Raw genomic sequence first — 25574 nt, 5'->3', positions numbered from 1 at the left:
CAAAAGTGCGTTCACCGCGTGCGCGGGGCGTTTAACGGGGCGTCGAAAAGCAAAAAACCCCGCACGAGGCGGGGCTTTTCGGCTAGAAGGCGCGCTGAGTTTAGCGGGCCCTCTCGATGATTTCGACCAGACGGAAGTGCTTGTCCTTGGACAGCGGACGGGTCTCCTCGATGCGGACGAGATCGCCCACACCGGCCGAGTTGTCCTCATCGTGCGCCTTGACGCGCTTGGTGGAACGCACGATCTTGCCGTAGAGCGCGTGGGACTTGCGGTCCTCGACCTCGACCACGATCGTCTTGTCCATCTTGTCGGACACGACGTAGCCGCGGCGGCGCTTCTGCAGGCCCTTTTCCTTCTTGCCGTTTGCTGCCTCGTTTGCAGCGTTGTCAGTTACAGTCACGTTTGCCTCAGTCATGGTTATGCCTCAGCTCCCGGGACGACAGACAGACCGAGCTCGCGCTCGCGCAGCACGGTGTAGATGCGTGCAATGTCGCGCTTGACGGTGGAGATGCGGCGGTTGTTGGTCAGCTGGCCAGTCGCGAGCTGGAAGCGCAGGTTGAACAGCTCTTCCTTCGCTTCGGCCAGGCGGGTGCGGAGCTCATCGTCGGTCAGCTCGCGGAACTCGGATGCGGGGGTACCAGCAGCCATTAGAACAGGTCCTCCTTTTTAATCACGCGGACCTTGCACGGCAGCTTCGCACCTGCGCGGCGCAGAGCTTCCATAGCGGTCTCCTCGTTCGGGTAGGACATCTCGAAGAGAATGCGGCCCGGCTTCACGTTAGCCACCCACTTCTCAACCGGACCCTTACCGGAACCCATACGCACGCCGAGCGGCTTCTGGGTCAACGGGCGGTCCGGGAAGATGTTGATCCAGACCTTGCCGCCGCGCTTGACGTGGCGGTTGATCGCGATACGAGCGGACTCGATCTGGCGGTTGGTGATGTAGGCCGGCTCGAGAGCCTGGAGGCCGTAATCACCGAAGTTGATGGTGTTGCCACCCTTGGACACGCCACGGCGGTGCGGGCGGTGCTGGCGGCGGTACTTCACTCGCTTTGGAATAAGCATGTGTTTAGCCCTCCTGCTTCTGCTCAGCGCGCTGGCGGCGCTGGCCACCACGGCGCGGGCGGCGGTCACGGTCGCCGCGTCCGCGACGATCGCCCGACGGTGCGTTGAGGTCAGACTCACGCACGCCGCCGACGACGTCGCCCTTGTAGATCCACACCTTGACGCCGATGACGCCAAAGGTGGTGTGTGCCTCGGCAATGCCGTAGTCGATCTCCGCGCGAAGGGTGTGCAGCGGCACACGGCCCTCGTGGTAGCGCTCGACACGAGCAATCTCGGCGCCGCCGAGACGACCGGAGGTCATGATCTTGATGCCCTTGACCTGCGGATTACGCATCGAAGACTGGATTGCCTTGCGCATCGCGCGGCGGAAAGCCACACGGTTGACCAACTGCTCGGCGACAGACTGCGCGACGAGAGCCGCGTTGGCGTCGACGTTCTTGACCTCGAGGATGTTCAGCGCAACCATCTTGCCGGTGAGCTTCTCCAGCTCGCGGCGGATGCGGTCTGCCTCGGCGCCGCGGCGGCCGATCACGATGCCCGGGCGGGCGGTGTGAATGTCGACGCGGACGCGGTCGCGGGTGCGCTCGATGACGACGTCGGCGATGCCGGCGCGATCAAGGCCCTTGGAGAGAAACTCGCGGATCTTGATGTCCTCAGCGACGTAATCAGCGTAGTTCTTGTCGGCGTACCAGTGGGTCTTCCAGTCAGCGGTGATTCCCAGGCGAAGGCCGTGTGGGTGGATTTTCTGGCCCATTACTTAGCCCCTTCCTTAGATTCAGCGGACTCGACGACCACGGTGATGTGAGAGGTGCGCTTCCGGATCTGGAAAGCGCGGCCCTGTGCGCGCGGCTGGTAGCGGCGCATGGTCGGGCCCTCGTTGGCGTAGCACTCGGCGATGACCAGGGTGCGCGGGTCCAGGCCGAAGTTGTTCTCGGCGTTGGCCGCCGCAGACGCGACAACCTTGGCGATATCCTTGGATGCGCCCTGCGGGGCGTACTTCAAGATGGCGAGAGCCTCGGAGACGGACTTTCCGCGGACCAAAGCGAGCACGCGGCGCGCCTTCATCGGGGAGACGCGGACGAACCTGGCCGTCGCGGATGCGGAGGTGATGGTGTCACTCATCGCTTATCGACGTCCCTTCGATTCCTTGATGTGACCCTTGAAGGTCTTGGTTGGTGCGAACTCACCGAGCTTGTGACCGACCATGGACTCATCGACGAACACCGGCACGTGCTTGCGACCGTCGTGGACGGCGAAGGTGTGGCCGATGAAATCGGGGAGAATGGTCGAGCGGCGAGACCAGGTCTTGATGACCTGCTTGGTGCCGGCCTCGTTCTGAGCGTCCACCTTGTTGAGGAGGTGCTCATCGACGAACGGGCCCTTCTTCAGGCTGCGTGGCATGTTTGCTTACCTCCTCTTAGCGCTTCTTGTTCGCGCGACGACGGCGCACGATCATGTTGTTGGAGTAACGGTTCGGGTTGCGGGTGCGGCCTTCCTTCTGGCCCCACGGGCTGACCGGGTGGCGTCCACCGGAGGTCTTGCCCTCGCCGCCACCGTGCGGGTGGTCGACCGGGTTCATGACGACACCGCGGACGGTCGGGCGCCAGCCCTTCCAGCGCATACGGCCGGCCTTGCCCCAGCGGATGTTGATCTGGTCGGCGTTGCCGACCTCGCCGATGGTGGCGCGGCAGCGGATGTCCACGCGGCGGATCTCGGAAGACGGCATACGCAGCACCGCGTAGTTGCCCTCCTTACCCAGCAGCTGGATGGAGGTGCCTGCGGAGCGGGCGAGCTTCGCGCCCGCGCCCGGCTTCAGCTCCACTGCGTGGATGGTGGTACCGGTCGGGATGTTGCGCAGCGGGAGGTTGTTGCCAACCTTGATGTCCGCGTTGGACCCCGACTCGATCACGGTGCCCTGGGTCAGGCCCTTGGGCGCGATGATGTAGCGCTTCTCACCGTCGGTGTAGTGGAGCAACGCGATGTTGGCGGTGCGGTTCGGGTCGTACTCGATGTGAGCGACCTTCGCCAGCACGCCGTCCTTGTCGTTGCGTCGGAAGTCGATGACGCGGTAGCGGCGCTTGTGTCCGCCGCCGCGGTGGCGGGTGGTGATGTGGCCGTGGTTGTTACGACCACCCTTCTTCGGGAGCGGGCGCAGCAGGTTCTTCTCCGGAGTGGAGCGGGTAACCTCCGAGAACTCGGAGACGGAGCTGTTGCGGCGACCCGGGGTTGTCGGCTTGTACTTGCGAATAGCCATAGTGTGTCCTTTTCTATCGAGCCACTTAGACGGCTGCGCCGCCGAAGATGTCGATGGAGTCGCTGCCCTCGCGGAGGGTGACGTAGGCGCGCTTGGTGTTCTTACGCTTGCCGAAGCCGGTGCGGGAGCGCTTGCGCTTGCCCTCTCGGTTGGCGGTGTTCACCGAAGCGACGTCGACGCCGAAGATTTTCTCCACGGCAATCTTGATCTGGGTCTTGTTGGCGGACGGGTTCACGAAAAACGTGTACGTGTTCTGCTCCATCAGCGCGTAGGTCTTCTCGGAGAGGACCGGTGCGATGACGACGTCACGCGGGTTGACGATCTTAGCCATTTACTTCTCCTCCTCAGCTGCGGCAACGGGTGCGCCGGCGGCCGCGTTCACGAAGGTGTGAAGCGCCTCGACGGAGAACACGACATCATCAGCGTTGAGCACGTCGTAGGTGTTGAGCTGGCTCGGCTCAAGGATGTGGACGCCCGGCAGGTTCCTTGCGGAAAGTCGGGAGTTGACATCCTCACGGCCGATGACGAGCAGAACGGACTTACGGTCGGTGAGACGCTCGATGAAGGCGCGTGCGGACTTCGTCGACGGGGTCTGACCCGGGACGAGCTCCTCCACAATGTGGATGCGCGAGCCGCGTGCGCGGTCGGTCAAAGCGCCCGCGAGGGCAGCCTTGATCATCTTCTTGGGGGTGCGCTGCGCGTAGGAACGCGGCTGCGGACCGTGGACGATGCCACCGCCGGTGTAGTGCGGCGCGCGGATCGAACCCTGGCGTGCGCGGCCGGTGCCCTTCTGGCGGAACGGCTTCTTACCACCGCCGCGGACCATGCCGCGGGTCTTGGTGGCGTGGGTACCCTGGCGAGCTGCCGCCTGCTGGGCGACAACCACCTGGTGCATCAGGGGGATGGACGCCTCGCGGTCGAAGAGTTCGGCCGGGAGATCGACGGAACCGTTGGTCTTGCCGTCGGCGGTATGAACGTCGAGTGTCAGGTTCGTCATGCGTGAGCACCGCCCTTCACTGCGGTCTTGACGGTAACAATGCTGCCCTTGACGCCCGGGATCGCTCCCTTGATCAGGATCAGGTTGTTGTCACCGTCGATGCGTTGGATCTTCAGGTTCTGGGTGGTAACGCGGTTAGAGCCCATGCGGCCAGCCATGCGGGTGCCCTTGAACACGCGGCCCGGGGTCGCGCAGGCGCCGATGGAACCGACGCGGCGGTGCGCGGCCTGGTTACCGTGGGAGGCGCCCTGGCCTGCGAAGCCGTGGCGCTTCATGGCACCGGCGTAGCCCTTGCCCTTGGTGGTGCCGACGACGTCGACGTAGGTGTCGCCGTCGAAGATCGTCGCGTTGAATTCCTGGCCGACCTCGTATGCGGAAGTGTCATCCATGCGGATTTCCGCAACGTGGCGGCGCGGGTTGACGCCAGCCTTCTTGAAGTGGCCGGCCTGCGGCTTCTTGGTCTTACGGGGATCGATGTCGCCGTAAGCGATCTGGATGGCGCTGTAGCCATCGGTTTCTGCGGTGCGAATCTGGGTGACCACGACCGGCCCAGCTTCGACGACGGTGACCGGGATAACCCGGTTGTCCTCGTCGAAGATCTGGGTCATGCCGAGCTTGGTGCCCAGAATGCCCTTGATCTGGTTGTCAGACATGTGTTAGTTCTCCACTACCAAAAGTCGGGATCTTGCTTACTGAATGTTCACGTCGACGCTTGCCGGCAGGTCGATGCGCATGAGCGCGTCCACCGTCTTGGGCGTCGGATCGAGAATGTCGATGAGGCGCTTATGAGTGCGCATCTCGAAGTGCTCGCGAGAATCCTTGTACTTGTGGGGAGAACGAATAACGGCGTACACGTTCTTTTCAGTGGGCAACGGCACCGGCCCAACGACGCGGGCACCCGTGCGGGTGACCGTCTCGACAATCTTCTTCGCGGATGCGTCGATTGCCTCGTGGTCGTAGGCCTTGAGCCTGATGCGGATTTTCTGTCCCGCCACGCTTACCTCTTCCTCGCTTCCCCCACATTCGGCCGCAACCGAAGCGGTGGGGTTTTAAGCTTGTAGTTTCTCTATAACGTTGTCCGGGCTGGGCCCTGGGCGCAACGCCAGTGTCGTTTCTGACTGCCATGACACGAACCGGAAGGTAAAGCAGCACAGCAAATAAATGCGTGCATCTGCTTTAGTGCTTCCGCCTGCGTCCCTTATCAACGGGCGCGGGTGTCAGACTCGGAAGGGCGCGTGACCCTTGCGTACTGCCGCTGTTTATTTGCCATGGCCCTTCTCCGGTCCCCCTGCTAGGGGCCTTCTTGGATTAGAAGGTGTCATGTTCGCCTCACCACCGCGCACGAGCGCCGTGTCAAAGCAACCCGACTATTAAAGCACAAGGGGGAAAACAAAAGCAAGACGCTTCGCGACGCCACTTCTAGCGGCTCCGGAGTAGAATTGGCGCAACCAACCCGTGAAAGGACAACCATGGCAGACAACACCACTGATCCCACAAACACCACCTCGAGCGTCGTCACGCCGGAGGCTTCAACGGTACGCAACGAAAATTTGGTCACCGACCACGGCACGACCGTCATTGACGACACAGTCGTCGGAAAAATTGCCGGCATCGCCGCACGTGAAGTGTCCGGGGTGGCCAACCTCGGCGGGGGTGCGGCGCGCATGTGGGGCGTGGTGCGCGAGTCTCTGACCGCGTCCACGAACGTCCAGCAGGGCGTCAACGTTGCCGTGCAGGACGGCCACGCCTCAATCGCAGTAGCGATCATCGCCGAGTACGGCGTGGCCATCCACGAGCTGGCGAAGGCCATCCGCGAAAACGTCACCCAGGCCGTCACCCGGATGACCGGCCTGATCGTGGACCGCGTCGACATCACGGTCCACGATGTCAACCTGCCCGATATGGAACCGATCGACCGCATCGAGCCCGCCGATACGGCCGCGACCTCACTGGTTCAGTAATTATGTCCGGCCCGATCACCCGCGAAATCGGCGAGGCTCTATGCGACGCCGCGCTCGGTGTCCCCGGCGTCGCCGGATTGAGCTCCGGGCGCTTCGGCGAAGTCGCGCTGCTGCTGCCGGGTGAGCGTATCCGTGGCATCCGCGCGGCAGAGCGCGGGGGCTTGAGCGGCAGCGAAGTCCACATCATCTTCGATGTCGGATCAGCTCGCCCCATTGCCGAGGTCGCGACAGAGGTTCGCTCTGCAGCGCTCAACTCGGTTGCCGGGTGCCTAGACTTCATTGACGTCGTGGTCGCGGACGCCCAGAAACTTTAAGGAAGAGACGCACTCATGAATATTCTCGGATCAAAGACAGCGCTTGGCATCCTCATCGGTGTGATCGTGGCGTTCTTTGTCACGTTCGGTGGGTGGGCTGGACTGCTGTGGCTCTTGCTGTTCGCCGCCGTCGGGGGCGTCATCGGCGCCCAGCTCGACGGCCGCATCGACGTCGCTGACCTCATCGCGACGGGGTCCGGCAGAGGACGCAGCTGATGGCGGAGCTTTCTTACCAGCTCAGCGAGCGCACGGTGGAGCGCATCGCCGAGGTCGCCGCGCGCAGCGTCCCGGGCTCGATTTCGCTCGACGCGAAGCTCGCCGGCCTCGCGGGACGCAGCCTGCCCCGCGCGACGGCGTACCTCAACCGTCGCGCGGGCACGGCAACTATCGACGCCGACATCGCGGCGTCCTACCCCGCCCCCATCGCCGCGGTGACCGACGTGGTCCGTGAAGCCATCCGCCGACAGGTCAGCACGCTGACCGGTCTCGAGGTCACCCGGGTCAATATCAAGGTCGCCAACGCGAAGCCGGCCGGCCCCGGAGAGCGTCTCGATGCCGCTCAGCTGGACTCTCACCCCGTCGATATCACTCCCGCACCCGTGCGCGTTCGCTCCTCCTCGACGAACGTCGCCAGCGTCTCGGCGCCTCCGAAGCGCCCGGTGGCGCCGGTCGAGGCCCCGCAGCCCGGGCCCGAGCTTTCCCCCGTCGGCTACATCCCCGCCGATGTGATCGAAACCTTCTCGGTGCCCGCGGCAACGGTTATTGTCCCCCAGCTGCCGACCCCGGAACCGCTGCGCCCGATCACTCTACAACCCGTGGTGACATCCCATGCCCGACGCTTTTAAACCCCTTCCCGGCGCACAACCGCGCGCCAACCCGACCGCCCGCTGGCTCGCCCTCCTGATCGGCGCGGCCCTGCTCGCCGTCGCAGGTGCCGCCGGCAGGGACATGTGGTACCGGTGGGCGCTCAACGACCCGTCGAACTCGTGGATCTCCGAAGCCTTTCACTGGGCCGCAACTGCGCCCGCGGATCCTCTCGCGGTCACCGTTGGCGTGATCGTCGCATTGGTTGGCGTGTGGCTGCTGGTCAAGGCACTGTCTCCCCGCGTGCGGACGCACACGCGCGTTGTCTCGCCTGCCTCGATCTGGGTGCGCCCCGTCGATATAGCGCGTAAATCAACTCACGTCGCCCGCCAACACGCGCCCGGCTCCGCCATCAGCTCGCGCGCAACCCGCAAGAGGCTCAACGTGTCGGTGGAGGACGATGGCTCAGCGGCAGCGCTCCAGCAACGCGTCGCAACGGCTCTCGAGCAGGAGTTCTCCTCGCTGAGCCTACGGCCGCACATCGCCGTCACGCTGCGTCCGCAGCTGCAGGATGCCGGACAGGAGGGTGAAAAGTGAAAGCCAGCATCGTCGCATTTGACCGTGCGCTCGTCTTCATCGTCGGGCTGCTCCTGATCGCCTGCGGGTTGATCCCCGCAGCGCTATACTTCGACATCCCCTTCGTCAGTGACACGGTCGGATCATACGACCGCAGCCAGCTTGGCTCGCTGCCGGCGCAACCGTGGTTCCCCGTCGCCCTCGCCGCGGCGTTCGTGGTCACGCTTGCCACGGGCATGTGGATCGTCATCGCGAACGTGGGTTCGCGCTCCTTTAACACGAAAAGCGTCGTCCCGGCCCAACCGGACCACGGCGAGACCGAACTCAACGTCCAGCACATCGCCCAGGCGGCCTGCGAGCACATGGCGAGCACCGGGGTCGTCGACGGCGCGATGTCGAGTGTTGCCATGGTGGGATCTCGCCCCACCGTCACGTTCACCGTCACGGCCGATCCCGCCTACAGCCTTAGCGAGTCGATCAAGTACCTCGAGGCCGCGGATCGCGACTTCACCGAGGCGTGCGGCGCGATGGACATCGACACGGTTTACAAGCTCCACTACGACCGCATTAACGACACGGCCTAAACCTCAAGGACGTGGATCGCGGCAACTTCCCCGAGATCCATCTCTCCCGCCCCGCTCGCTTGCCTGACGACGAATCGCCCGCCGACAGCGCAGGTGACGACAGCGTCGAACGTCACTGTAAAGCTTTGCACCGCCCGCAACGCCTGGTCCCAGAGGCGGATGCGCTGACCGACAACGCAGCGGCGGCCGCCCGCCAACACGACGAGCCAGCGGCAGCTGCCCACCTGCGAACGCTTCAGGCCGTCCAACCGCGGCGCTTGCGTGGCATCAAACGTGCTGGCGATGCCGACCACACCGAGCCTGTGCTCCACCCCGGCGGTGTCGGCGATGACCAGGGGCAACCCCGGCCCGGTGCGCCTCATACCGCCGAAGCCCCACACGCCGGGCATCCGCTGCGCCTGCTGGGCGCTGCGCACGATCACGGTGTCGTCGGCGAGCGTGACCAGGTGGGCGGGATCGGACGTTGTGATCCGCAGGTGGGCGCTGGTGGGGGCGTCGATAAGCGAGGGGTGCTCCGTCTCGAGCCGCGCGAGCTCTGCGACGAGCTCCTCATCTGTCGACGCCCACCCGATGCCGCGGTTGGCCAGCACCCCCATCACCGCGGGTAGGGAGAGGTCGGGTTGTCCCTCCCACGCGCGCCGCAGGGCATCGATCACGTGCGGGATGCGGGTGGGGTCTTTCACGGTGAACTACATTACCCCGGGCATGACAAAACCCCCGCCCAGGTGGGCAGGGGTTAAACGTCAGTCAGATCGTGCGGGGATTAATCCAGGATCTTGGTGACGCGGCCAGCGCCGACGGTGCGGGAGCCCTCGCGGATAGCGAAGCGCAGGCCCTCGTCCATGGCGACCGGCTGGATGAGCTCGACAGTCATGTCGACGTTGTCGCCCGGCATGACCATCTCGGTGCCCTCCGGCAGCTTCACAACACCGGTCACGTCGGTGGTGCGGAAGTAGAACTGCGGACGGTAGTTGTCGAAGAACGGGGTGTGGCGGCCGCCCTCGTCCTTGGACAGGACGTAGACGGAACCCTCGAACTTGGTGTGCGGGGTGTAAGCGCCCGGCTTGATGACAACCTGGCCGCGCTCGACGTCCTCGCGCTTGAGGCCACGCAGAAGCAGAGCGGCGTTGTCGCCGGCCTCAGCGGTGTCGAGAAGCTTGTTGAACATCTCGATGGAGGTAACGGTGGTCTTCTGGGACTTCTCGCGGATGCCGATGATCTCGACCTCGTCGTTGAGGTTGAGAACGCCACGCTCAACACGACCGGTAACCACGGTACCGCGGCCCGAAATGGTGAAGATGTCCTCGATCGGCATCAGGAAGTCGCGGTCGGTCTCGCGGACCGGATCCGGGATGGAGTCGTCGCAGGCCTGCATGAGGTCGACGACGGACTGAACCCACTTCTCGTCGCCCTCGAGAGCCTTGAGAGCGGAGATGTGGATGATCGGAGCCTCTTCGTCGTAGTCCTGCTCACCCAGGAGCTCGCGGACCTCCATCTCGACGAGCTCGATGATCTCCTCATCGTCAACCATGTCGCACTTGTTCAGTGCAACGAGGATGTAGGGCACGCCAACCTGGCGAGCGAGCAGAACGTGCTCGCGGGTCTGCGGCATCGGGCCGTCGGTAGCGGCCACAACCAGGATCGCGCCGTCCATCTGAGCAGCACCGGTGATCATGTTCTTGATGTAGTCGGCGTGGCCCGGGGCGTCAACGTGAGCGTAGTGGCGCTTCGGGGTGTTGTACTCCACGTGGGAGATGTTGATGGTGATGCCGCGCTCGCGCTCCTCAGGAGCCTTGTCGATCGCGTCGAACGCGAAAGCGGTGTTCTCGTCCGGGTAAGCATCAGCGAGCACCTTGGTGATGGCAGCCGTGGTGGTGGTCTTGCCGTGGTCGACGTGACCGATGGTGCCGATGTTTACGTGCGGCTTGGAACGCTCAAACTTAGCCTTTGCCACTGTATGTCCTCCTGGACTTCATGGTGGCTACGACCTTCGCAGCCACGTGGTTTACTTTTGCCTTGTCACTCGCCCCGAAATAGAGGCGCGCCAACAATGGCCATTTCACAATGTGCCAGTTACATGATCCTAGATTTATTAAGACCGTTTTTCAAACCGTCGCGCCCCCGTCAAAGCGGCGGAACGTGGGCTGAGGCGATCCAAACAAAACGGATCCACCTAGAGAGTAACGGCCGGCTCAAACCCGACTCATTTTGGGGTCGGGCCTCAGCACAACCGCTACTCCCCCGGTGTGGCGCTTAGGCCCCATCTTCACCCGTTGACACGTCCGATGGCGCGGGCGTGTCAGGCTCAGGGGCCGGCGCAGGGGTTCCTAGTTGCCGTTGCGCTCGTCGATGATCGCCTGCGCGACGCTCGACGGAACCTCGGCGTAGGAGTCGAACACCATGGAGAAGTTCGCTCGGCCGGCGGTGCTGGAACGCAGGTCGCCGATGTAACCAAACATCTCGGACAGCGGAACCTTCGCCTTGACAACCTTGGCGCCCGAGCGATCTTCCATGGCGTACACCTGGCCGCGGCGGGAGCTGATGTCACCGTTGACGGTACCCATGTACTCCTCCGGGGTGACAACCTCGACGGCCATCAGCGGCTCGAGCAGCACCGGCTTCGCCTTGGCGACGGCCTCCTTGAGCACCTGGGAGCCGGCCATCTTGAAGGCCATTTCCGAGGAGTCGACCTCGTGGTAGGCGCCGTCTTCGAGCGTTGCCTTGATGTTAACCAGCGGGAAGCCAGCCAGGTAGCCGTACTGCATGGCGTCCTGGATGCCGGCGTCGACCGACGGGATGTACTCCTTGGGCACGCGGCCGCCGGTGACGGCGTTCTCGAACTTGTAGGTCGGGGACTCGCCCTCCTCCAGCTCGCCAACCTCTGGGTTGTACGGCTCGATGGTGACGATGACCTTCGCGAACTGACCGGAACCACCGGTCTGCTTCTTGTGGGTGTAGTCCAGCGACTCCACCTTCTTGCGGATGGTCTCGCGGTACGCCACCTGCGGGGAACCGATGTTCGCCTCGACCTTGAACTCGCGCTTCATGCGGTCGACGAGGACGTCGAGGTGCAGCTCGCCCATGCCGCCGATGACGGTCTGGCCGGTCTCGTCGTCGAGCTTGACGGTGAAGGTGGGGTCCTCCTCGGCGAGCTTCTGAATCGCCGTGCCGAGCTTTTCCTGGTCGGCCTTTGTCTTCGGCTCGATGGCGACCTGGATAACTGGATCCGGGAAGTCCATGGACTCCAGGATGATCGGGTGGTCCGGGTTGCACAGCGTGTCACCGGTGGTGGTGTTCTTCAGGCCGATGAACGCGTAGATGTTGCCGGCGTCGGCGTGCTCGACCGGGTTCTCCTTGTTCGCGTGCATCTGGAAGAGCTTGCCCACGCGCTCCTTGGAGTTCTTGGTGGAGTTGAGCATCTGCTCGCCCGGGATGGCCTGGCCGGAGTAGACGCGCACGTAGGTGAGCTTGCCGAAGAACGGGTGAACCGCAATCTTGAACGCCAGTGCGGAGAAGGGCTCGTCCACGGAGGGCTTGCGGGTGTCTTCCGTATCGCCGTCCATGGAGGTGCCGTGCACCTCGCCAATGTCCAGCGGGTTCGGCAGGAAGTCGATCACGGCGTCGAGAATCGGCTCGATGCCCTTGTTGCGGTATGCGGAACCGCAGTACACCGGGTAGATCTCAGAGTTGACGGTCATCTTACGGATCGCCGCCTTGATCTCGTCGACGGTCAGCTCTTCGCCGCCGAAGTAGCGCTCCATGAGCTCTTCGTCAGACTCGGCGACGGCCTCGAGCAGCTTCTCGCGGTACTCCTCCGCCTTCTCCTGCAGCTCGGCCGGGATCTCCTGGATCTGCGGCGGGGTGCCGGTCTCGACCTTGCCCGGCCACAAAAGTGCCTTCATCTCGAGCAGGTCGACGACACCGTCGAAGTCGTCCTCGGCACCGATCGGAAGCTGCATGACCAGCGGCTTCGCACCGAGCCTATCGACGATCGTCTGCACCGTGTAGAAGAAGTCGGCGCCGAGCTTGTCCATCTTGTTGACGAAGCAGATACGCGGAACGTCGTACTTCGCGGCCTGACGCCACACCTGCTCCGACTGCGGCTCAACGCCTTCCTTGCCGTCGAACACTGCGACTGCGCCGTCGAGCACGCGCAGGGAGCGCTCCACCTCGACGGTGAAGTCCACGTGACCCGGGGTGTCGATGATGTTGATCTGGTTGTTGTTCCAGAAACAGGTCACAGCGGCGGACGTAATGGTGATGCCGCGCTCCTTCTCCTGCTCCATCCAGTCCGTGGTCGCGCCACCGTCGTGCGTCTCTCCGACCTTGCGGTTGATACCGGTGTAGAAGAGAATGCGCTCGGTGGTTGTGGTCTTACCAGCATCGATGTGAGCCATGATGCCGATGTTGCGGACCTTGTTGAGGTCCTTAAGCACTTCTTGTGCCACGTTTATTACTCCAACTTAAGTGTTGTCGGCGTTTCCGGATACCTGGCCGCGCCTGCCGGTAACGCCTGTGTGGATATTTACCTTTGTCAATTCTGCCATTAAAAAGGCAGTTCGTCAGCCCAGCGACGCAAATACGCGTAACCCGGGCGCCCGCCACGCGCCGCCAAGATCCCGACTATGGAGTTCTTGGGGCCAGATGCGTGGGCTACGCGCCCGGGTTGGCTGACTGGGTACACACTTCACGCGGGTGGCTACTACCAGCGGTAGTGCGCGAAGGCGCGGTTGGCTTCCGCCATCTTGTGAGTGTCCTCGCGGCGCTTGACGGATGCGCCAAGACCATTGGAGGCGTCCAGGATCTCGTTTGCGAGACGCTCTGTCATGGTGTTCTCGCGGCGCTGGCGGGTGAACGTGACCATCCAGCGAAGAGCCAGGGTGTTGGAACGGCCGGGCTTGACCTCGACGGGCACCTGGTAGGTGGCACCGCCGACGCGACGGGAGCGGACCTCGAGGTCCGGGCGGATGTTGCCGAGGGCCTTCTCGAGGGTGCCGACGGGGTCGGTGCCGGTCTTCTCGCGGCAGATCTCGAGGGCGCCGTAGACGATGCGCTCTGCGGTCGACTTCTTGCCGTCGAGCAGGATCTTGTTCACGAGCTGGGTAACGATCTCGGAGTTGTAGACCGGGTCCTTGACAACGGGACGCTTCGGTGCTTGCTGCTTACGCATTGGTGTTTACTATCCCTTCTTCGCGCCGTAGCGGGAGCGAGCCTGCTTGCGGTCCTTGACACCCTGGGTGTCGAGCGCGCCGCGGATGATCTTGTAGCGCACACCCGGCAGGTCCTTCACACGACCACCGCGCACGAGCACCATGGAGTGCTCCTGCAGGTTGTGGCCCTCGCCAGGGATGTAGGCGGACACCTCGATGCCGGAGGTCAGGCGCACACGGGCAACCTTACGCAGAGCAGAGTTCGGCTTCTTCGGGGTAGTGGTGTACACGCGGGTGCACACGCCGCGACGCTGCGGCGAACCCTTCAGGGCCGCGGTAGCGACCTTGGTTCGCTTATCGTGGCGGCCCTTGCGGACCAGCTGTTGAATAGTTGGCATTCACAATCCTTCACTTGATGTGTAGCGATGTATACGGTCTGTGGCTAGACACGCAAAAAGTGGGGCTCTTGTCGGGGCCCTGCCGTCTGCGTGAACCACTTTCCGCCGTTCGGCGGGGAGATTCACCTTTCACCGTCATTGACTAACGGGAAATCGAAGTGAACTTTACCCGCTGGTTGCCCTGTTAACCAAATTCCGCCGAGGGACGCGACTAAAGGTGTATTAGCCTTCCTTTCATGGCGAATACTTTCGAAGATTTTATTGCTGATCCGGCCCTTCGCGAGACCCCTTTCCCGGAACTGGAATGGCAAAACCGGTTCCCGGAACACATGCAAAGGGCGTTCCTTTGCTCTCTTCCGTACAGTCTCGCGGACGGTCGAATAGTCGACGGTCCAGGTCCGGTACTGAAGCGTAAAAAAGGCCATTTCTTCAATCCCCTGTACCGCCAATTCGAGCGGAACCTGAGCGAAACGTGGGGTTTCGCTGGCCCAGACGATGCAAGGGCAGCTGTTACCTCTTTGTTGAGTACAGACTCGAATCCGGAGTACGTCGCTCTTTTACCAGAGCTCAAAGTCAATGCACAGGACCAGAGTCCGGAAACGGTTCAAACTCTCGTAGAATCCGCATCCGTGCGTCTTCCCGCTGTGGACCCCGCCTCCATCACCGTTGTCCTGCAGATGTATGCGAACCTTTTGCTGAAGGAATGGGGTTGCCGAGTCAGCTTCCCTCCACGCTTACGTCTTGGGACTACTGCCGGGCCGCCTGGATCTCACGGATGGCCCACGCACTTGGTTGGTTCAACGAAGAAGAGTGCGCTCAGCACCACGCGGCCGCGCTTGAGCGCGCTCAGGCGATGTATCCAGATTGGAAATCCTACGCCTCCGGTTGGTTGCTCGGCCGTGCTGCATGGTCCGGCATGGTGGGCGAGGATGGAGAGGGGCTCGCCGCACTGTCCGCGACATTGCTTTCTCATCCGACATCCCCGTGGCTGCGGATGCCCCTCAACCCTTAAGAGCAGCACACACTTCAGGCCCCGCCAGGCGAATCGCCCGGCGGGGCCTGTAGTGCTACGGGGCAGGATGCTAGATCTGGTCGAACCCGTACTCGTCGAGCGGCACGGACGCGCCGGTGAACTCGCCGTAGCCGTCGTCACCGTAGATCGAGTCCCCGAAGGACGGGATCGCGTATGCGGCGGAGCGCGCGGCCTCGGTCGGCTTGACCTGGATGTTGCGGTAGCGCGCAATACCCGTACCAGCCGGGATGAGCTTACCGATGATCACGTTCTCCTTCAGGCCGATGAGCTTGTCGGAGCGCTTGTTGATCGCGGCGTCGGTAAGCACGCGCGTGGTCTCCTGGAAGGAGGCCGCCGACAGCCACGACTCGGTAGCGAGCGACGCCTTGGTGATGCCCATGATCTCCGAGCGCATCTCCGCCGGCTGCCCACCGTCAGCCACCGTCGCGGCATTGACCTGGCGTGCCTCGGCGAGATCCACCAGGGTGCCCGGCAGGAACTCGGTGTCGCCGGAGTCGATGACGTTACCGCGGCGCAGCATCTGGCGGATGATGATCTCGATGTGCTTGTCGTGGATGGACACACCCTGGGTGCGGTAGACGGCCTGCACCTCGTCGATGAGGTGCTTTTCAACGCCGCGCCGGCCCAGCACCTCGAGCACGTCGTGCGGGTCGGCAGCACCGCGCAGCAGGCGGTCGCCAACCTCGACGTGATCGCCCTCGCGCAGGGAGCGCTCGATCATCGCGTTCGGGTTGGACTCCATCGGGCGGCGCACCTGGGCCAGGCCCTGGCGCTTCGACAGCTTCTCGTAGACAACGACGTCCGAGCCGTCATCCGGGTGGATGGTCAGGGTCCAGAAGTTGCCTTCATCCTCGAGGGTCACCGTGCCGGCCACGGAAGCGATCGGGGCGCGGTTCTTCGGTACGCGAGCCTCGAACAGCTCCTGCACACGCGGCAGACCGCCGGTGATGTCGCCGCCGACGCCGCCCTGGTGGAAGGTGCGCATGGTCAGCTGGGTGCCGGGCTCACCGATCGACTGTGCCGCGACGATGCCGACGGCCTCGCCGATGTCGACGAGCTTGCCGGAGGCCATGGACTTGCCGTAGCACTTCGCGCAGACACCCGTCGGGGTCTGGCAGGTCAGCACCGAACGCACCTTGACTTCGGCGACACCGGCCGCCACGAGGCGGTCGATGTTCTCCTCGGTCAGGTCCGCACCAGCTTCGAGCACGACGGTGCCGTCGGCGTCCTTCGCGTCCGCGGCGACGACGCGGCCGGAGACCGAGGTCTCCACCAACTCGTCGCGGACCCATTTGTCGCCCACCTGGCGCGCGACGGGCACCTTGACACCCTGGTGGGTACCGCAGTCGTCCTCGCGGACGATGACGTCCTGGGCGACGTCGACAAGACGGCGGGTCAGGTAGCCGGAGTCGGCCGTGCGCAGAGCGGTGTCGGCCAGGCCCTTGCGCGAACCGTGGGAGTTGTTGAAGTACTCCATCACGCTCAGACCCTCGCGGAAGGAGGTCTTGATCGGTCGCGTGATGTACTCACCACGCGAGTTAACGACCATGCCTTTCATGCCCGCGAGCGTCCAGATCTGGCGCATGTTGCCGGCCGCGCCGGACTTCACGATCATCGGGATTGGGTTGTCATCCGGGTAGAGGTCCTCGACGGCCTGGCCGACCTTGTTGGTCGCGTCCTGCCACAATTCGACCAGACGGTCGTAGCGGTTCTCCTCGGTCAGGGCGCCCTTCTCCCAGAACTTGCGCTCGATCTCCTCGGCCTCGCGCTCGTACTGCTCGAGCACCTCGACCTTGTTCGGCAGAACCAGAACGTCAGACATCGAGATGGTCACGCCCGAGCGGGTTGCCCAGTAGAAACCGGCGTCTTTCATCTTGTCCAGGGTCTGCGCCACGGTGATCATCGGGTACTTCTCCACCATGGACTGAATGACGTCGCCGAGCAGCACCTTGCCGGAGCCGCCGCCCTTGCGCACCATCGCGCCTTCCTGGTACGGGAAGTTGAACGGCAGCATCTCGTTGAACAGGATGCGGCCCAGCGTGGTTTCGGCCATCCAGGACTGGCCCTTCTCCCAACCGTCGGGGAAGAGCTCGGCTTCTATCTCCTCCGTCGGGCGGAGGTGGTCGATGCGCACCTTGATCGGGGCCTGCAGGCCCAGCACCCCGCGGTCGTAGGCCATGATGGCCTCGCGGTAGGAGGTGTAGACACCGCGCTCCGGACCGTTTTCGTCGGCCGGGGCGTAAGCGCCCTCGCCGCCGATCTCGGTCCCGCCCTTGAGCATGGTCAGGAAGTACAGGCCGGTCACCATGTCCAGGCGCGGCATGGCCAGAGGCTTGCCGGAGGCCGGGGACAGGATGTTGTTCGACGAGAGCATGAGCACGCGGGCCTCAGCCTGGGCTTCGGCGGACAGCGGCAGGTGGACAGCCATCTGGTCACCGTCGAAGTCGGCGTTGAACGCCTCACACGCCAGCGGGTGCAGCTGGATGGCCTTACCCTCGACGAGCTTCGGCTCGAACGCCTGGATGCCGAGACGGTGCAGCGTCGGGGCGCGGTTGAGCAGCACGGGGTGCTCGGAGATGGCCTCTTCAAGCACGTCCCACACCTCGGGGCGCTGGCGCTCCACCATACGCTTGGCCGACTTGATGTTCTGCGCGTAGTCGTTGTCCACCAGGCGCTTCATCACGAACGGCTTGAACAGCTCGAGGGCCATCAACTTCGGCAGACCACACTCGTGCAGCTTCAGCTGCGGGCCGACGATAATCACCGAGCGGCCGGAGTAGTCAACGCGCTTGCCCAACAGGTTCTGGCGGAAGCGGCCCTGCTTGCCCTTGAGCAGGTCCGACAGGGACTTCAGCGGGCGGTTGCCCGGGCCGGTGACGGGGCGGCCGCGACGGCCGTTGTCGAACAGCGCGTCGACGGATTCCTGCAGCATGCGCTTCTCGTTGTTCACGATGATCTCGGGCGCGCCGAGGTCGATCATGCGCTTGAGGCGGTTGTTGCGGTTGATCACGCGACGGTATAGGTCGTTGAGGTCGGACGTCGCAAAGCGGCCGCCATCGAGCTGAACCATCGGGCGAAGCTCCGGCGGGATGACCGGGATCGCGTCCAGGATCATGCCGGCCGGGTCGTTGCCGGAGCGCAGGAACGCGGCAACAACCTTGAGGCGTTTGAGCGCACGGACCTTCTTCTGGCCCTTGCCCTCGGCGATGACGCTGCGCAGCTCTTCGGCCTCGGCCTCGAGGTCGAAGTTGCGGATCAGGGTCTGGATCGCCTCGGCGCCCATTCCGCCCGTGAAGTAGTCCTCGTAGCGGTCCATGAGTTCCTCGTAGAGGTTCTCGTCGATAACCATCTGCTTCGGTGCGAGCTTGACAAAGGTCTGCCACACCTCGTCGAGGCGCTCGACCTCGCGCTCCGCCGCCTGGCGGATGTGGGTCATCTCCTTGTCGGCCGCCTGCTGGACCTTCTTGCGTGACGACGCGTTCGCGCCGGCCGCCTCCAGCTCCGCGAGGTCTTCCTCGAGCTTCTGGGCGCGCTCCGCGATCTCGGAGTTCGCGTCCGCCTCAACTTCCTTCTTCTCCAGGATCATCTCAGCCTCGAGCGTCGAGAGGTCGTTGTGACGTGCCTCGTCGTCGACGGAGGTGATGATGTTGGCGGCGAAGTAGATGATTCGCTCAAGGTCTTTCGGGGCAAGATCAAGGAGGTAACCCAGGCGCGAGGGGACGCCCTTGAAGTACCAAATGTGGGTCACGGGAGCAGCGAGCTCGATGTGGCCCATGCGCTCGCGGCGCACCTTGGACTTGGTCACCTCGACGCCGCAGCGCTCGCAGATGATGCCCTTGTAGCGCACGCGCTTGTACTTGCCGCAGGCGCATTCCCAGTCGCGGGTGGGGCCGAAGATGCGCTCGCAGAAGAGTCCGTCCTTCTCCGGCTTGAGGGTGCGGTAGTTGATGGTTTCCGGCTTCTTGACCTCGCCGTGTGACCAGCGGCGGATATCGTCGGCGGTGGCCAGGCCAATGCGAAGCTCGTCGAAGAGGTTTACGTCAAACACGTAAATTCCCTTTCACCTCCCCCTCGTGGGGAGGATCGGTGTGGATAGTTTTTTGCGTTGCGTTGGTTGGCGCCTACGCCGTGTCAGCCGCTGCACCCTCGTCGCGCGAGAGGTTGATGCCCAGCGATGATCCGGCCTGGTCGAAGTCGTCGTCGTCGCCCGAGAGCTCCATCGGAGTGCCGTCGGCGGTGAGGACCTCAACGTTGAGGCACAGGGACTGAAGCTCCTTGAGCAGCACCTTGAAGGACTCGGGGATGCCCGGATCCGGGATGTTGTCGCCCTTGACGATGGCCTCGTAGACCTTCACGCGGCCGACGACGTCGTCCGACTTGATGGTGAGCAGCTCCTGCAGTGTGTAGGCCGCGCCGTATGCCTGCATGGCCCACACCTCCATCTCGCCGAAACGCTGTCCGCCGAACTGGGCCTTACCGCCCAGCGGCTGCTGCGTGATCATGGAGTACGGGCCCGTGGAACGGGCGTGGATCTTCTCGTCCACCAGGTGGTGCAGCTTGAGCATGTACATGTAGCCCACGGAAACGGGGTACTTGAACGGCTCGCCAGAGCGGCCGTCGAAAAGCACGGTCTTGCCGTTGCCATCGACCATGACATCGCCGTCGCGGTTGGGCTTGGAGTTCGCGAGCAGGCCCGTGATCTCCTCGTTGCTTGCGCCGTCGAACACCGGGGTGGCGGTCAGGGACTCCGGCGGCACGTCGTAGAGGTGCTCCGGCAGCGTCTCGAGCAGCTTGGCGTTGGCCGGGTCGTCCGGGTTGACGGTCCAGCCGGCGTGAGCCAGCCACCCGAGGTGGACCTCGAGAACCTGGCCGATGTTCATACGACGCGGCACACCGTGGGTGTTCAAGATGATGTCCACCGGGGTGCCATCGGCCATGAACGGCATGTCTTCCTGCGGCAGGATCTTGCCCACGACACCCTTGTTGCCGTGGCGGCCGGCCATCTTGTCGCCGTCCTGAATCTTGCGCTTCTGGGCAACGTAGACGCGGATCATCTCGTTGACGCCCGGGCTCAGATCGTCGTCGTCCTCGCGCGAGAAGCGGCGCACGGCGATGACCTTGCCGGTCTCACCGTGCGGCACCTTCAAGGAGGTATCGCGCACTTCGCGGGCCTTCTCGCCGAAGATTGCGCGCAGCAGGCGCTCTTCCGGGGTCAGCTCGGTCTCACCCTTCGGGGTGACCTTGCCTACGAGGATGTCGCCGTCGCGCACGTCCGCGCCGATGCGGATGATGCCACGCTCGTCGAGGTCCTTGAGCACGTCCTCAGAGACGTTCGGGATCTCACGGGTGATCTCCTCGGCACCGAGCTTGGTGTCGCGGGCGTCGATCTCGTGCTCCTCGATGTGCACCGAGGTCAAGATGTCATCTTCCACAACGCGCTGGTTGAGGATGATGGCGTCCTCGTAGTTGTGGCCCTCCCACGGCATAAACGCCACGAGCAGGTTGCGGCCCAGCGCCATCTCGCCGTTCTTCGTGCCGGGACCGTCGGCTATAACCTGGCCGGCCTCGACGCGCTGCCCCGCAGACACGATCGGGGTCTGGTTGTAGCAGGTGCCCTGGTTGGTGCGCTCGAAGGTGCGCAGCAGGTAGGTGTCGCGGATGCCCTCGTCGTCCATGACAGTGATGAAGTCGCCGGTGACGTCCTCAATCACGCCAGCCTTGCGACTGATCACGGTGTCGCCCGCGTCGTAGGCGGCACGCTGCTCCATGCCGGTAGCCACGTAGGCAGCCTCGGAGCGCAGCAGTGGCACAGCCTGCTTCTGCATGTTGGCGCCCATCAGCGCGCGGTTCGCGTCGTCGTGCTCGAGGAACGGAATCATCGCCGTTGCCACCGACACCATCTGGCGCGGGGAAATGTCGAGGTAGTCGACGCCGCTCGCGCCGACGACACCGATGTCTCCGTCCTTGAGGCGAACCTCGATGCGCTCACCGGTGAGGTTGCCCTCTTTATCCATCGGGGTGGCCGCCTGCGCGATGGCGTAACGGTCCTCCTCGTCGGCGGTGAGGTAGTCGATCTGGTCGGTCAGCTTGCCGTCTTCGACCTTCTGGTACGGGGTCTCGATGAAACCGAACGCGTTGACGCGCGCGTAGGAGGCGAGAGCGCCGATCAGGCCGATGTTCGGGCCTTCCGGGGTCTCAATCGGGCACATGCGGCCGTAGTGAGACGGGTGCACGTCGCGGACCTCGATGCCGGCGCGCTCGCGCGAGAGGCCACCCGGGCCCAGCGCGGACAGGCGGCGCTTGTGGGTCAGTCCCGACAGCGAGTTGTTCTGGTCCATGAACTGCGACAGCTGGGAGGTACCGAAGAACTCGCGGATGGCTGCGGAGACCGGGCGGACGTTGATCAGGGACGTCGGGGTAATCGACTCCGCATCCTGGGTGGTCATGCGCTCGCGCACAACGCGCTCCATGCGGGACAGGCCGACACGGACCTGGTTCTGGATGAGCTCACCGACGGTACGCAGACGGCGGTTGCCGAAGTGGTCGATGTCGTCTGTGTTGATCGGGATGATCTCCCCGGTCGGCGACGTCATCTCGGTCTCGCCCGCGTGCAGGCGCACGAGGTACTCGAGCGTGGTGGCGATGTCTTCCTCGGTCAGGGTCATCAAACCGTCGTGGTCGCCGCCGAGACCGAGCTTACGGTTGACCTTGTAGCGGCCGACACGGGCCAGGTCGTAGCGCTTCGCCTTGAAAAAGGAGTTCTCTAGCAGGGACTGGGCGAGGTCGCGGGTGGGCTGCTCGCCCGGACGCTGCTTGCGGTAGATTTCCAGAAGGGCCTCGTCGGTGTTGGCCACGCCGTCGGACTCGAGTGTGGTCATCATGATTTCCGAGAACCCGAAGCGCTCGGTGATCTGCTGGGTGGTCCAGCCAAGTGCCTTGAGCAGCACGGTAACCGGCTGGCGGCGCTTGCGGTCGATGCGCACGCCGACGGTGTCGCGCTTGTCGACGTCGAACTCAAGCCACGCACCGCGCGAGGGGATGACCTTCACGGCGTGCAGCGGCCGCTCGGTGGACTTGTCAATCGTCTCGTCGAAGTAAACGCCCGGGGAGCGCACGAGCTGGGAAACGACGACGCGCTCGGTGCCGTTGACGATGAACGTGCCCTTGTCGGTCATCAGCGGGAAGTCGCCGATGAACACCGTCTGAGACTTAATCTCCTGCGTGTCGTTGTTGATGAACTCCGCGGTAACGTACAGCGGTGCGGAGTAGTTGATGTCTTTTTCCTTGCACTCGTCGATCGAGTACTTGATCTCCTCAAAGCGCGGCTCGGACAGAGACAGGCTCATGTTGCCCGAGTAGTCCTGGATCGGGGAAATCTCCTCGAGGATGTCCTCGAGGCCGCTTTTAATATGAGCGTCGTCGCCGCGCTCGGCGCGCTGACGCTCGCGCCACTCCTGGGTCCCGACGAGCCAGGCGAAGGATTCGCTCTGCACGTCGAGCAATCCGGGCACGCTCACGGGCTCGGAAATCTTCGCAAACGAGTAACGCTCCGGAGCTCCGGGGATATTGGCCATAGACATGGTCTGGTGGGAGACTGCCAAGTTGGGTCCTTCCAGCACCTCACGCGGCACCTGCGTGATCTGCTTGCCAGCAGCAGATTACGGGGTTTTCCGCTGGATAAGTTGGTAATCGGTCAGCTGTGGAATCCTCGCCCCCGAAATGCACAAAGCCGCCTTGTCAAGTCCCTTTTTCATAGAACGACAGACAAGGCTTATCAGCGCGCACGGAGACGGCTTCCAGCGCAACGATTAACTTTATACGAACACCGCGGTGTTGTAAAGGCGCCCAGAAACGTCGCCACTCTCGTCGATACTAACTCGGCCGTCGGGTGGGAACTCTACCACTGACACTGTTGGCACTGCCCGGGTAGCCACGTCCCGGCCGCAGCGCCCCGACGAGCCCGATGAGCGTCAGGATCGCCCCGACCACGATCACCGTGGTGGTGACCGCCTGCGACTGACGCTGCGAAAACACCCCGTCCAGCTGGCTGACCATGGATGCCGTTTGCTCTTGCGGCATGCGGGCGTCGTAACGCACAACATCTTCGACGCGGGCGCCTTGCGCGTCCCCGTAGTAGGTGTCCACTTTCTCGTTGACCCCGACGACGAGGCCCGACACCTGGTCCACGATCAACTCTCGCTGCGCCGCGTAGTAGAGAAACGAACGCGTTTGGTTGCCCTCTGAATCAACTTGCGTTTTCGTGTTCCGCATGTCGGCATAGCGCAACGCGAGGTTGGTCGGTTCGATGTCCTGGGTGTAGCGGTACACCGTACGGCCCTCGATCTCGTCTTCCCCAGCGAAATTGGCAGGGGCAGTGCCGCGCAAGGTGGAGTCGAACACCTGGTAGGTGGTCCGCTCAGCATTGGCGGGAAGCTTCAGCCAGTTGCCAGTCTGCCCCACCTCCGTCTCCGGAAGGACCATCACGTTGGAGAGTTTCAGCGGTCCGGTAGGCATGCCTGTACGGCGATCCATGCTAAACGTCCACGTCCCAGCGCTAACGAGGTTGTCGAAATCATTCTCGGACTCCCCCGCGAGAAGGGTTTCACCGACACGGATGCTGGCAATCTCGCTATTCGACGGATTCTGGACCTCCATGTGGAGCTGACGCGTCACCGGCTGCGTCTCGCCCTCGTACTCCCCGGCGGGATCCACCATGGTCCACGTCGTATGCTCCAGATCCAGCGGCATCCGCCCGTCCCCGATGAGGAACCGCGGGGCCAGCAACCCTCCCACGATCAGGGCGATGCCGAGACCGGTGAGCAGGGCCGCCAGAATTCGGGAAGTGGAAAGCATGGTTGCCGATTGTAACGCAGAAGCGGGGGCGCAATAACTAGCGCAGGATGTCGCGTCCCAGCTTCAGCGTCGTCGACAGGGCCGTCGCCCAGGTCTTGCTGTCGATGCCGTTATTGACCACGTTCATGAACCGCGTCTGCGTCACGTTGCGTGATTCGGTGTACTTGGTCATTCCGCCGTCGCCGTGACGACGCCCGACACCGGACGCCTTCCACCCACCCATCGGCGCGTCGATCGCGGTCCACGCCGGGGCGTAGCCCTCGTTGATGTTGACCGTTCCCGACTCGAGGCGGGAAGCCAGCTTCTTGCCGGTGGCGGGCGCCGCCCACACCGAGGAGTTCAAACCGTACTCAGTGTCGTTCGCGCGGCGCACGGCCTCATCGTTGGAGTCGACGACCTCGATGTAGACCACGGGGCCAAACACCTCGGCGCGGTGCAGATCGGCACTGGCCGGCACGTCGGTGAGAACCGTCGGCGCGTAGAAGGCGTCGCCAAGCTCGCGCAGTCGCTTGCCACCCGCGAGGACCGTGGCGCCCTTGGCGACGGCGTCGTCGACGAAACTCTCCACCAGATCAGCGTGCTCGACGGAGATCAGGGAGCCCATGTCCGTCTCCCAGCTTGTTCCGCCGCCGACCTTGAGCTGCTTGACGCGGTCGACGAAACCGGCGATGAACTCGTCGGCCACCGCACGGTGAACATAGATGCGCTCGATGGAGATGCACAGCTGTCCGGAATTGCCGAAGCAGGCAGGCCACGCTCCCGCAACCGCGCGCGTGACATCCGCGTCATCCGCGACGATTAGCGGGTTCTTGCCACCGAGTTCCATCGAGTAGTCGATCAGGCGGGGCGCGACCTGCTCGGCCAGGGACTGGCCGGTCGCCGTCGATCCCGTAAACATCAGGTAGTCACACTCCTGGGTGATTGCCTGCCCCACCTCGGACCCGCGGCCCGTGACCACGGTAAAGACGCCCTCTGGGAGACCAGCCTCAGCGAGGAGTTCCGCGCCCAAAATTGCCGACAGCGGGGTCTGTGAATCAGGCTTGATCACCACTGCGTTGCCTGCCAGGATCGCGGGAATCGCGTCCGAGATCGTCAGCGTGAACGGGTAGTTAAACGGCGCGATCGCCCCGACGACGCCCTTCGGGGCGAACTCTTCGCGTGTCGACGTCCACAGGGGAACGCCCGCTCGCCGAGACTTGGGCTTCAACAGCTTCTCCGCCCGGTAGGCATAGTGGCGAGCCGTCATAGCCACATCGAGAACCTCCTCCAGCGCGCTGAGCCGGTTCTTGCCGTTTTCCGCCTGAATCGTGTCCATGATCCGCTCGCGGTTATCGATCACGAGGTTGTGGAACTTCAGGAAAATCCGGCGGCGTGTGCGCAAGCTCGTCCTCTCCCACCGTTTCTGGGCACGTCGGGCGCGAGCGAACGCCTCAGATGTCTCCTCCTTGGTGTGGGCGACAACCTGGGTGATCACCTCGCCCGTCACCGGGTTGATGATGTCGGTCATGGAGCGCGAGGGGGCAACGGCCTGGGTCATGGCACTTCTCTTTCGTAGGAGGAAATTTTCTTTCCAACACCATATACAC

At 63.7% G+C, this 25574-nt stretch carries 27 protein-coding genes; 7 read left to right on the top strand and 20 right to left on the bottom strand.

Annotated features, from left to right (window positions below; genetic code table 11):
* Window positions 1–100: 100 nt before the first annotated feature.
* From rpsQ to rpsJ, 11 genes are read right to left on the bottom strand one after another with little or no spacing between them, the layout of a single operon-like run.
* Window positions 101–415 carry a 30S ribosomal protein S17 gene (gene rpsQ / locus HMPREF0298_RS02120; protein ID WP_006839441.1) on the bottom strand — a complete coding sequence of 105 codons (315 nt, stop codon included), beginning with the start codon at window positions 413–415 and terminating at the stop codon, window positions 101–103.
* Between the two features lie 2 nt (window positions 416–417).
* On the bottom strand, window positions 418–648 hold the full coding sequence (gene rpmC, locus HMPREF0298_RS02115; protein WP_006839440.1) for a 50S ribosomal protein L29: 231 nt from the start codon (window positions 646–648) through the stop codon (window positions 418–420).
* Window positions 648–1064: a 50S ribosomal protein L16 gene (gene rplP / locus HMPREF0298_RS02110; RefSeq protein ID WP_006839439.1), complete on the bottom strand. Its 417-nt coding sequence runs from the start codon at window positions 1062–1064 to the stop codon at window positions 648–650. Before rplP ends, rpmC begins: the two co-directional genes overlap by 1 nt.
* A 4-nt stretch (window positions 1065–1068) precedes the next feature.
* The gene (gene rpsC, locus HMPREF0298_RS02105; protein WP_006839438.1) at window positions 1069–1818 is read right to left on the bottom strand and encodes a 30S ribosomal protein S3; all 750 of its coding nucleotides are present in this window, start codon (window positions 1816–1818) and stop codon (window positions 1069–1071) included.
* On the bottom strand, window positions 1818–2186 hold the full coding sequence (gene rplV / locus HMPREF0298_RS02100) for a 50S ribosomal protein L22 (RefSeq protein ID WP_006839437.1): 369 nt from the start codon (window positions 2184–2186) through the stop codon (window positions 1818–1820). Before rplV ends, rpsC begins: the two co-directional genes overlap by 1 nt.
* Window positions 2187–2189: 3 nt before the next feature.
* Window positions 2190–2465: a 30S ribosomal protein S19 gene (gene rpsS, locus HMPREF0298_RS02095; protein ID WP_006839436.1), complete on the bottom strand. Its 276-nt coding sequence runs from the start codon at window positions 2463–2465 to the stop codon at window positions 2190–2192.
* 16 nt (window positions 2466–2481) lie between these two features.
* Window positions 2482–3318, bottom strand: a complete 837-nt coding sequence (gene rplB / locus HMPREF0298_RS02090; RefSeq protein ID WP_006839435.1) for a 50S ribosomal protein L2 — start codon at window positions 3316–3318, stop codon at window positions 2482–2484.
* A 25-nt stretch (window positions 3319–3343) separates the two neighbouring features.
* Complete coding sequence (gene rplW, locus HMPREF0298_RS02085; RefSeq protein WP_006839434.1) at window positions 3344–3649, bottom strand: 50S ribosomal protein L23; 306 nt, start codon at window positions 3647–3649, stop codon at window positions 3344–3346.
* Window positions 3650–4315: a 50S ribosomal protein L4 gene (gene rplD, locus HMPREF0298_RS02080; protein ID WP_006839433.1), complete on the bottom strand. Its 666-nt coding sequence runs from the start codon at window positions 4313–4315 to the stop codon at window positions 3650–3652. It abuts the gene before it with no gap.
* Window positions 4312–4968 (bottom strand): 50S ribosomal protein L3, encoded by a 657-nt coding sequence (rplC, locus tag HMPREF0298_RS02075; protein ID WP_006839432.1) that lies wholly within the window; start codon window positions 4966–4968, stop codon window positions 4312–4314. Before rplC ends, rplD begins: the two co-directional genes overlap by 4 nt.
* Before the next feature lie 36 nt (window positions 4969–5004).
* Entirely contained in the window at window positions 5005–5310 is a 306-nt protein-coding gene (gene rpsJ / locus HMPREF0298_RS02070; RefSeq protein ID WP_003848085.1) for a 30S ribosomal protein S10, read from the bottom strand.
* 474 nt (window positions 5311–5784) lie between these two features.
* Here rpsJ and HMPREF0298_RS02065 point away from each other — a divergent pair, with 474 nt between their 5' ends.
* The 6 genes from HMPREF0298_RS02065 to HMPREF0298_RS02040 are packed head-to-tail and all read left to right on the top strand — an operon-like array spanning window position 5785 to window position 8554.
* Entirely contained in the window at window positions 5785–6276 is a 492-nt protein-coding gene (locus tag HMPREF0298_RS02065; protein WP_006839431.1) for an Asp23/Gls24 family envelope stress response protein, read from the top strand.
* Between the two features lie 2 nt (window positions 6277–6278).
* Window positions 6279–6590 carry an Asp23/Gls24 family envelope stress response protein gene (locus tag HMPREF0298_RS02060; protein WP_006839430.1) on the top strand — a complete coding sequence of 104 codons (312 nt, stop codon included), beginning with the start codon at window positions 6279–6281 and terminating at the stop codon, window positions 6588–6590.
* Window positions 6591–6605: 15 nt separating this feature from the next.
* Window positions 6606–6806 (top strand): hypothetical protein, encoded by a 201-nt coding sequence (locus HMPREF0298_RS02055; protein ID WP_006839429.1) that lies wholly within the window; start codon window positions 6606–6608, stop codon window positions 6804–6806.
* Window positions 6806–7435: an Asp23/Gls24 family envelope stress response protein gene (locus HMPREF0298_RS11520; RefSeq protein ID WP_006839428.1), complete on the top strand. Its 630-nt coding sequence runs from the start codon at window positions 6806–6808 to the stop codon at window positions 7433–7435. Before HMPREF0298_RS02055 ends, HMPREF0298_RS11520 begins: the two co-directional genes overlap by 1 nt.
* Window positions 7419–7991 carry an Asp23/Gls24 family envelope stress response protein gene (locus HMPREF0298_RS02045; protein ID WP_006839427.1) on the top strand — a complete coding sequence of 191 codons (573 nt, stop codon included), beginning with the start codon at window positions 7419–7421 and terminating at the stop codon, window positions 7989–7991. Before HMPREF0298_RS11520 ends, HMPREF0298_RS02045 begins: the two co-directional genes overlap by 17 nt.
* On the top strand, window positions 7988–8554 hold the full coding sequence (locus HMPREF0298_RS02040; protein WP_006839426.1) for a hypothetical protein: 567 nt from the start codon (window positions 7988–7990) through the stop codon (window positions 8552–8554). The genes HMPREF0298_RS02045 and HMPREF0298_RS02040 overlap by 4 nt, the downstream gene beginning before the upstream one ends.
* Here the strand turns inward: HMPREF0298_RS02040 and HMPREF0298_RS02035 are convergent.
* From HMPREF0298_RS02035 to rpsL, 5 genes are all read right to left on the bottom strand, one after another.
* The gene (locus HMPREF0298_RS02035; RefSeq protein WP_006839425.1) at window positions 8551–9237 is read right to left on the bottom strand and encodes a hypothetical protein; all 687 of its coding nucleotides are present in this window, start codon (window positions 9235–9237) and stop codon (window positions 8551–8553) included. The two genes, HMPREF0298_RS02040 and HMPREF0298_RS02035, sit on opposite strands and share 4 nt — an antisense overlap.
* 80 nt (window positions 9238–9317) lie before the next feature.
* Window positions 9318–10508, bottom strand: a complete 1191-nt coding sequence (gene tuf, locus HMPREF0298_RS02030; RefSeq protein ID WP_006839424.1) for an elongation factor Tu — start codon at window positions 10506–10508, stop codon at window positions 9318–9320.
* Window positions 10509–10881: 373 nt separating this feature from the next.
* The gene (gene fusA / locus HMPREF0298_RS02025; RefSeq protein ID WP_040422167.1) at window positions 10882–13002 is read right to left on the bottom strand and encodes an elongation factor G; all 2121 of its coding nucleotides are present in this window, start codon (window positions 13000–13002) and stop codon (window positions 10882–10884) included.
* A gap of 254 nt (window positions 13003–13256) precedes the next feature.
* Entirely contained in the window at window positions 13257–13724 is a 468-nt protein-coding gene (gene rpsG / locus HMPREF0298_RS02020) for a 30S ribosomal protein S7 (protein ID WP_006839421.1), read from the bottom strand.
* 9 nt (window positions 13725–13733) lie between these two features.
* Window positions 13734–14102 carry a 30S ribosomal protein S12 gene (gene rpsL / locus HMPREF0298_RS02015; protein ID WP_006839420.1) on the bottom strand — a complete coding sequence of 123 codons (369 nt, stop codon included), beginning with the start codon at window positions 14100–14102 and terminating at the stop codon, window positions 13734–13736.
* A gap of 472 nt (window positions 14103–14574) precedes the next feature.
* Here rpsL and HMPREF0298_RS12945 point away from each other — a divergent pair, with 472 nt between their 5' ends.
* Entirely contained in the window at window positions 14575–15114 is a 540-nt protein-coding gene (locus HMPREF0298_RS12945; RefSeq protein WP_425358133.1) for a DUF1266 domain-containing protein, read from the top strand.
* A gap of 70 nt (window positions 15115–15184) precedes the next feature.
* Here the strand turns inward: HMPREF0298_RS12945 and HMPREF0298_RS02005 are convergent, their stop codons facing one another.
* The 4 genes from HMPREF0298_RS02005 to HMPREF0298_RS01990 form a co-directional block, all read right to left on the bottom strand.
* Window positions 15185–19183: a DNA-directed RNA polymerase subunit beta' gene (locus tag HMPREF0298_RS02005; RefSeq protein ID WP_006839418.1), complete on the bottom strand. Its 3999-nt coding sequence runs from the start codon at window positions 19181–19183 to the stop codon at window positions 15185–15187.
* A 73-nt stretch (window positions 19184–19256) separates the two neighbouring features.
* The gene (gene rpoB / locus HMPREF0298_RS02000) at window positions 19257–22754 is read right to left on the bottom strand and encodes a DNA-directed RNA polymerase subunit beta (protein ID WP_040422165.1); all 3498 of its coding nucleotides are present in this window, start codon (window positions 22752–22754) and stop codon (window positions 19257–19259) included.
* 253 nt (window positions 22755–23007) lie between these two features.
* Complete coding sequence (gene pgfA, locus HMPREF0298_RS01995; protein WP_006839416.1) at window positions 23008–23988, bottom strand: cell envelope lipid trafficking protein PgfA; 981 nt, start codon at window positions 23986–23988, stop codon at window positions 23008–23010.
* Between the two features lie 37 nt (window positions 23989–24025).
* The gene (locus HMPREF0298_RS01990; protein ID WP_006839415.1) at window positions 24026–25525 is read right to left on the bottom strand and encodes a succinic semialdehyde dehydrogenase; all 1500 of its coding nucleotides are present in this window, start codon (window positions 25523–25525) and stop codon (window positions 24026–24028) included.
* Window positions 25526–25574 lie beyond the last annotated feature (49 nt).

This window comes from Corynebacterium lipophiloflavum DSM 44291, assembly GCF_000159635.1.
GTDB lineage: Bacteria > Actinomycetota > Actinomycetes > Mycobacteriales > Mycobacteriaceae > Corynebacterium > Corynebacterium lipophiloflavum.
The sequence above is the reverse complement of the archived record's forward strand: the minus strand, read 5'-3'. Positions and strand labels throughout refer to the sequence as shown.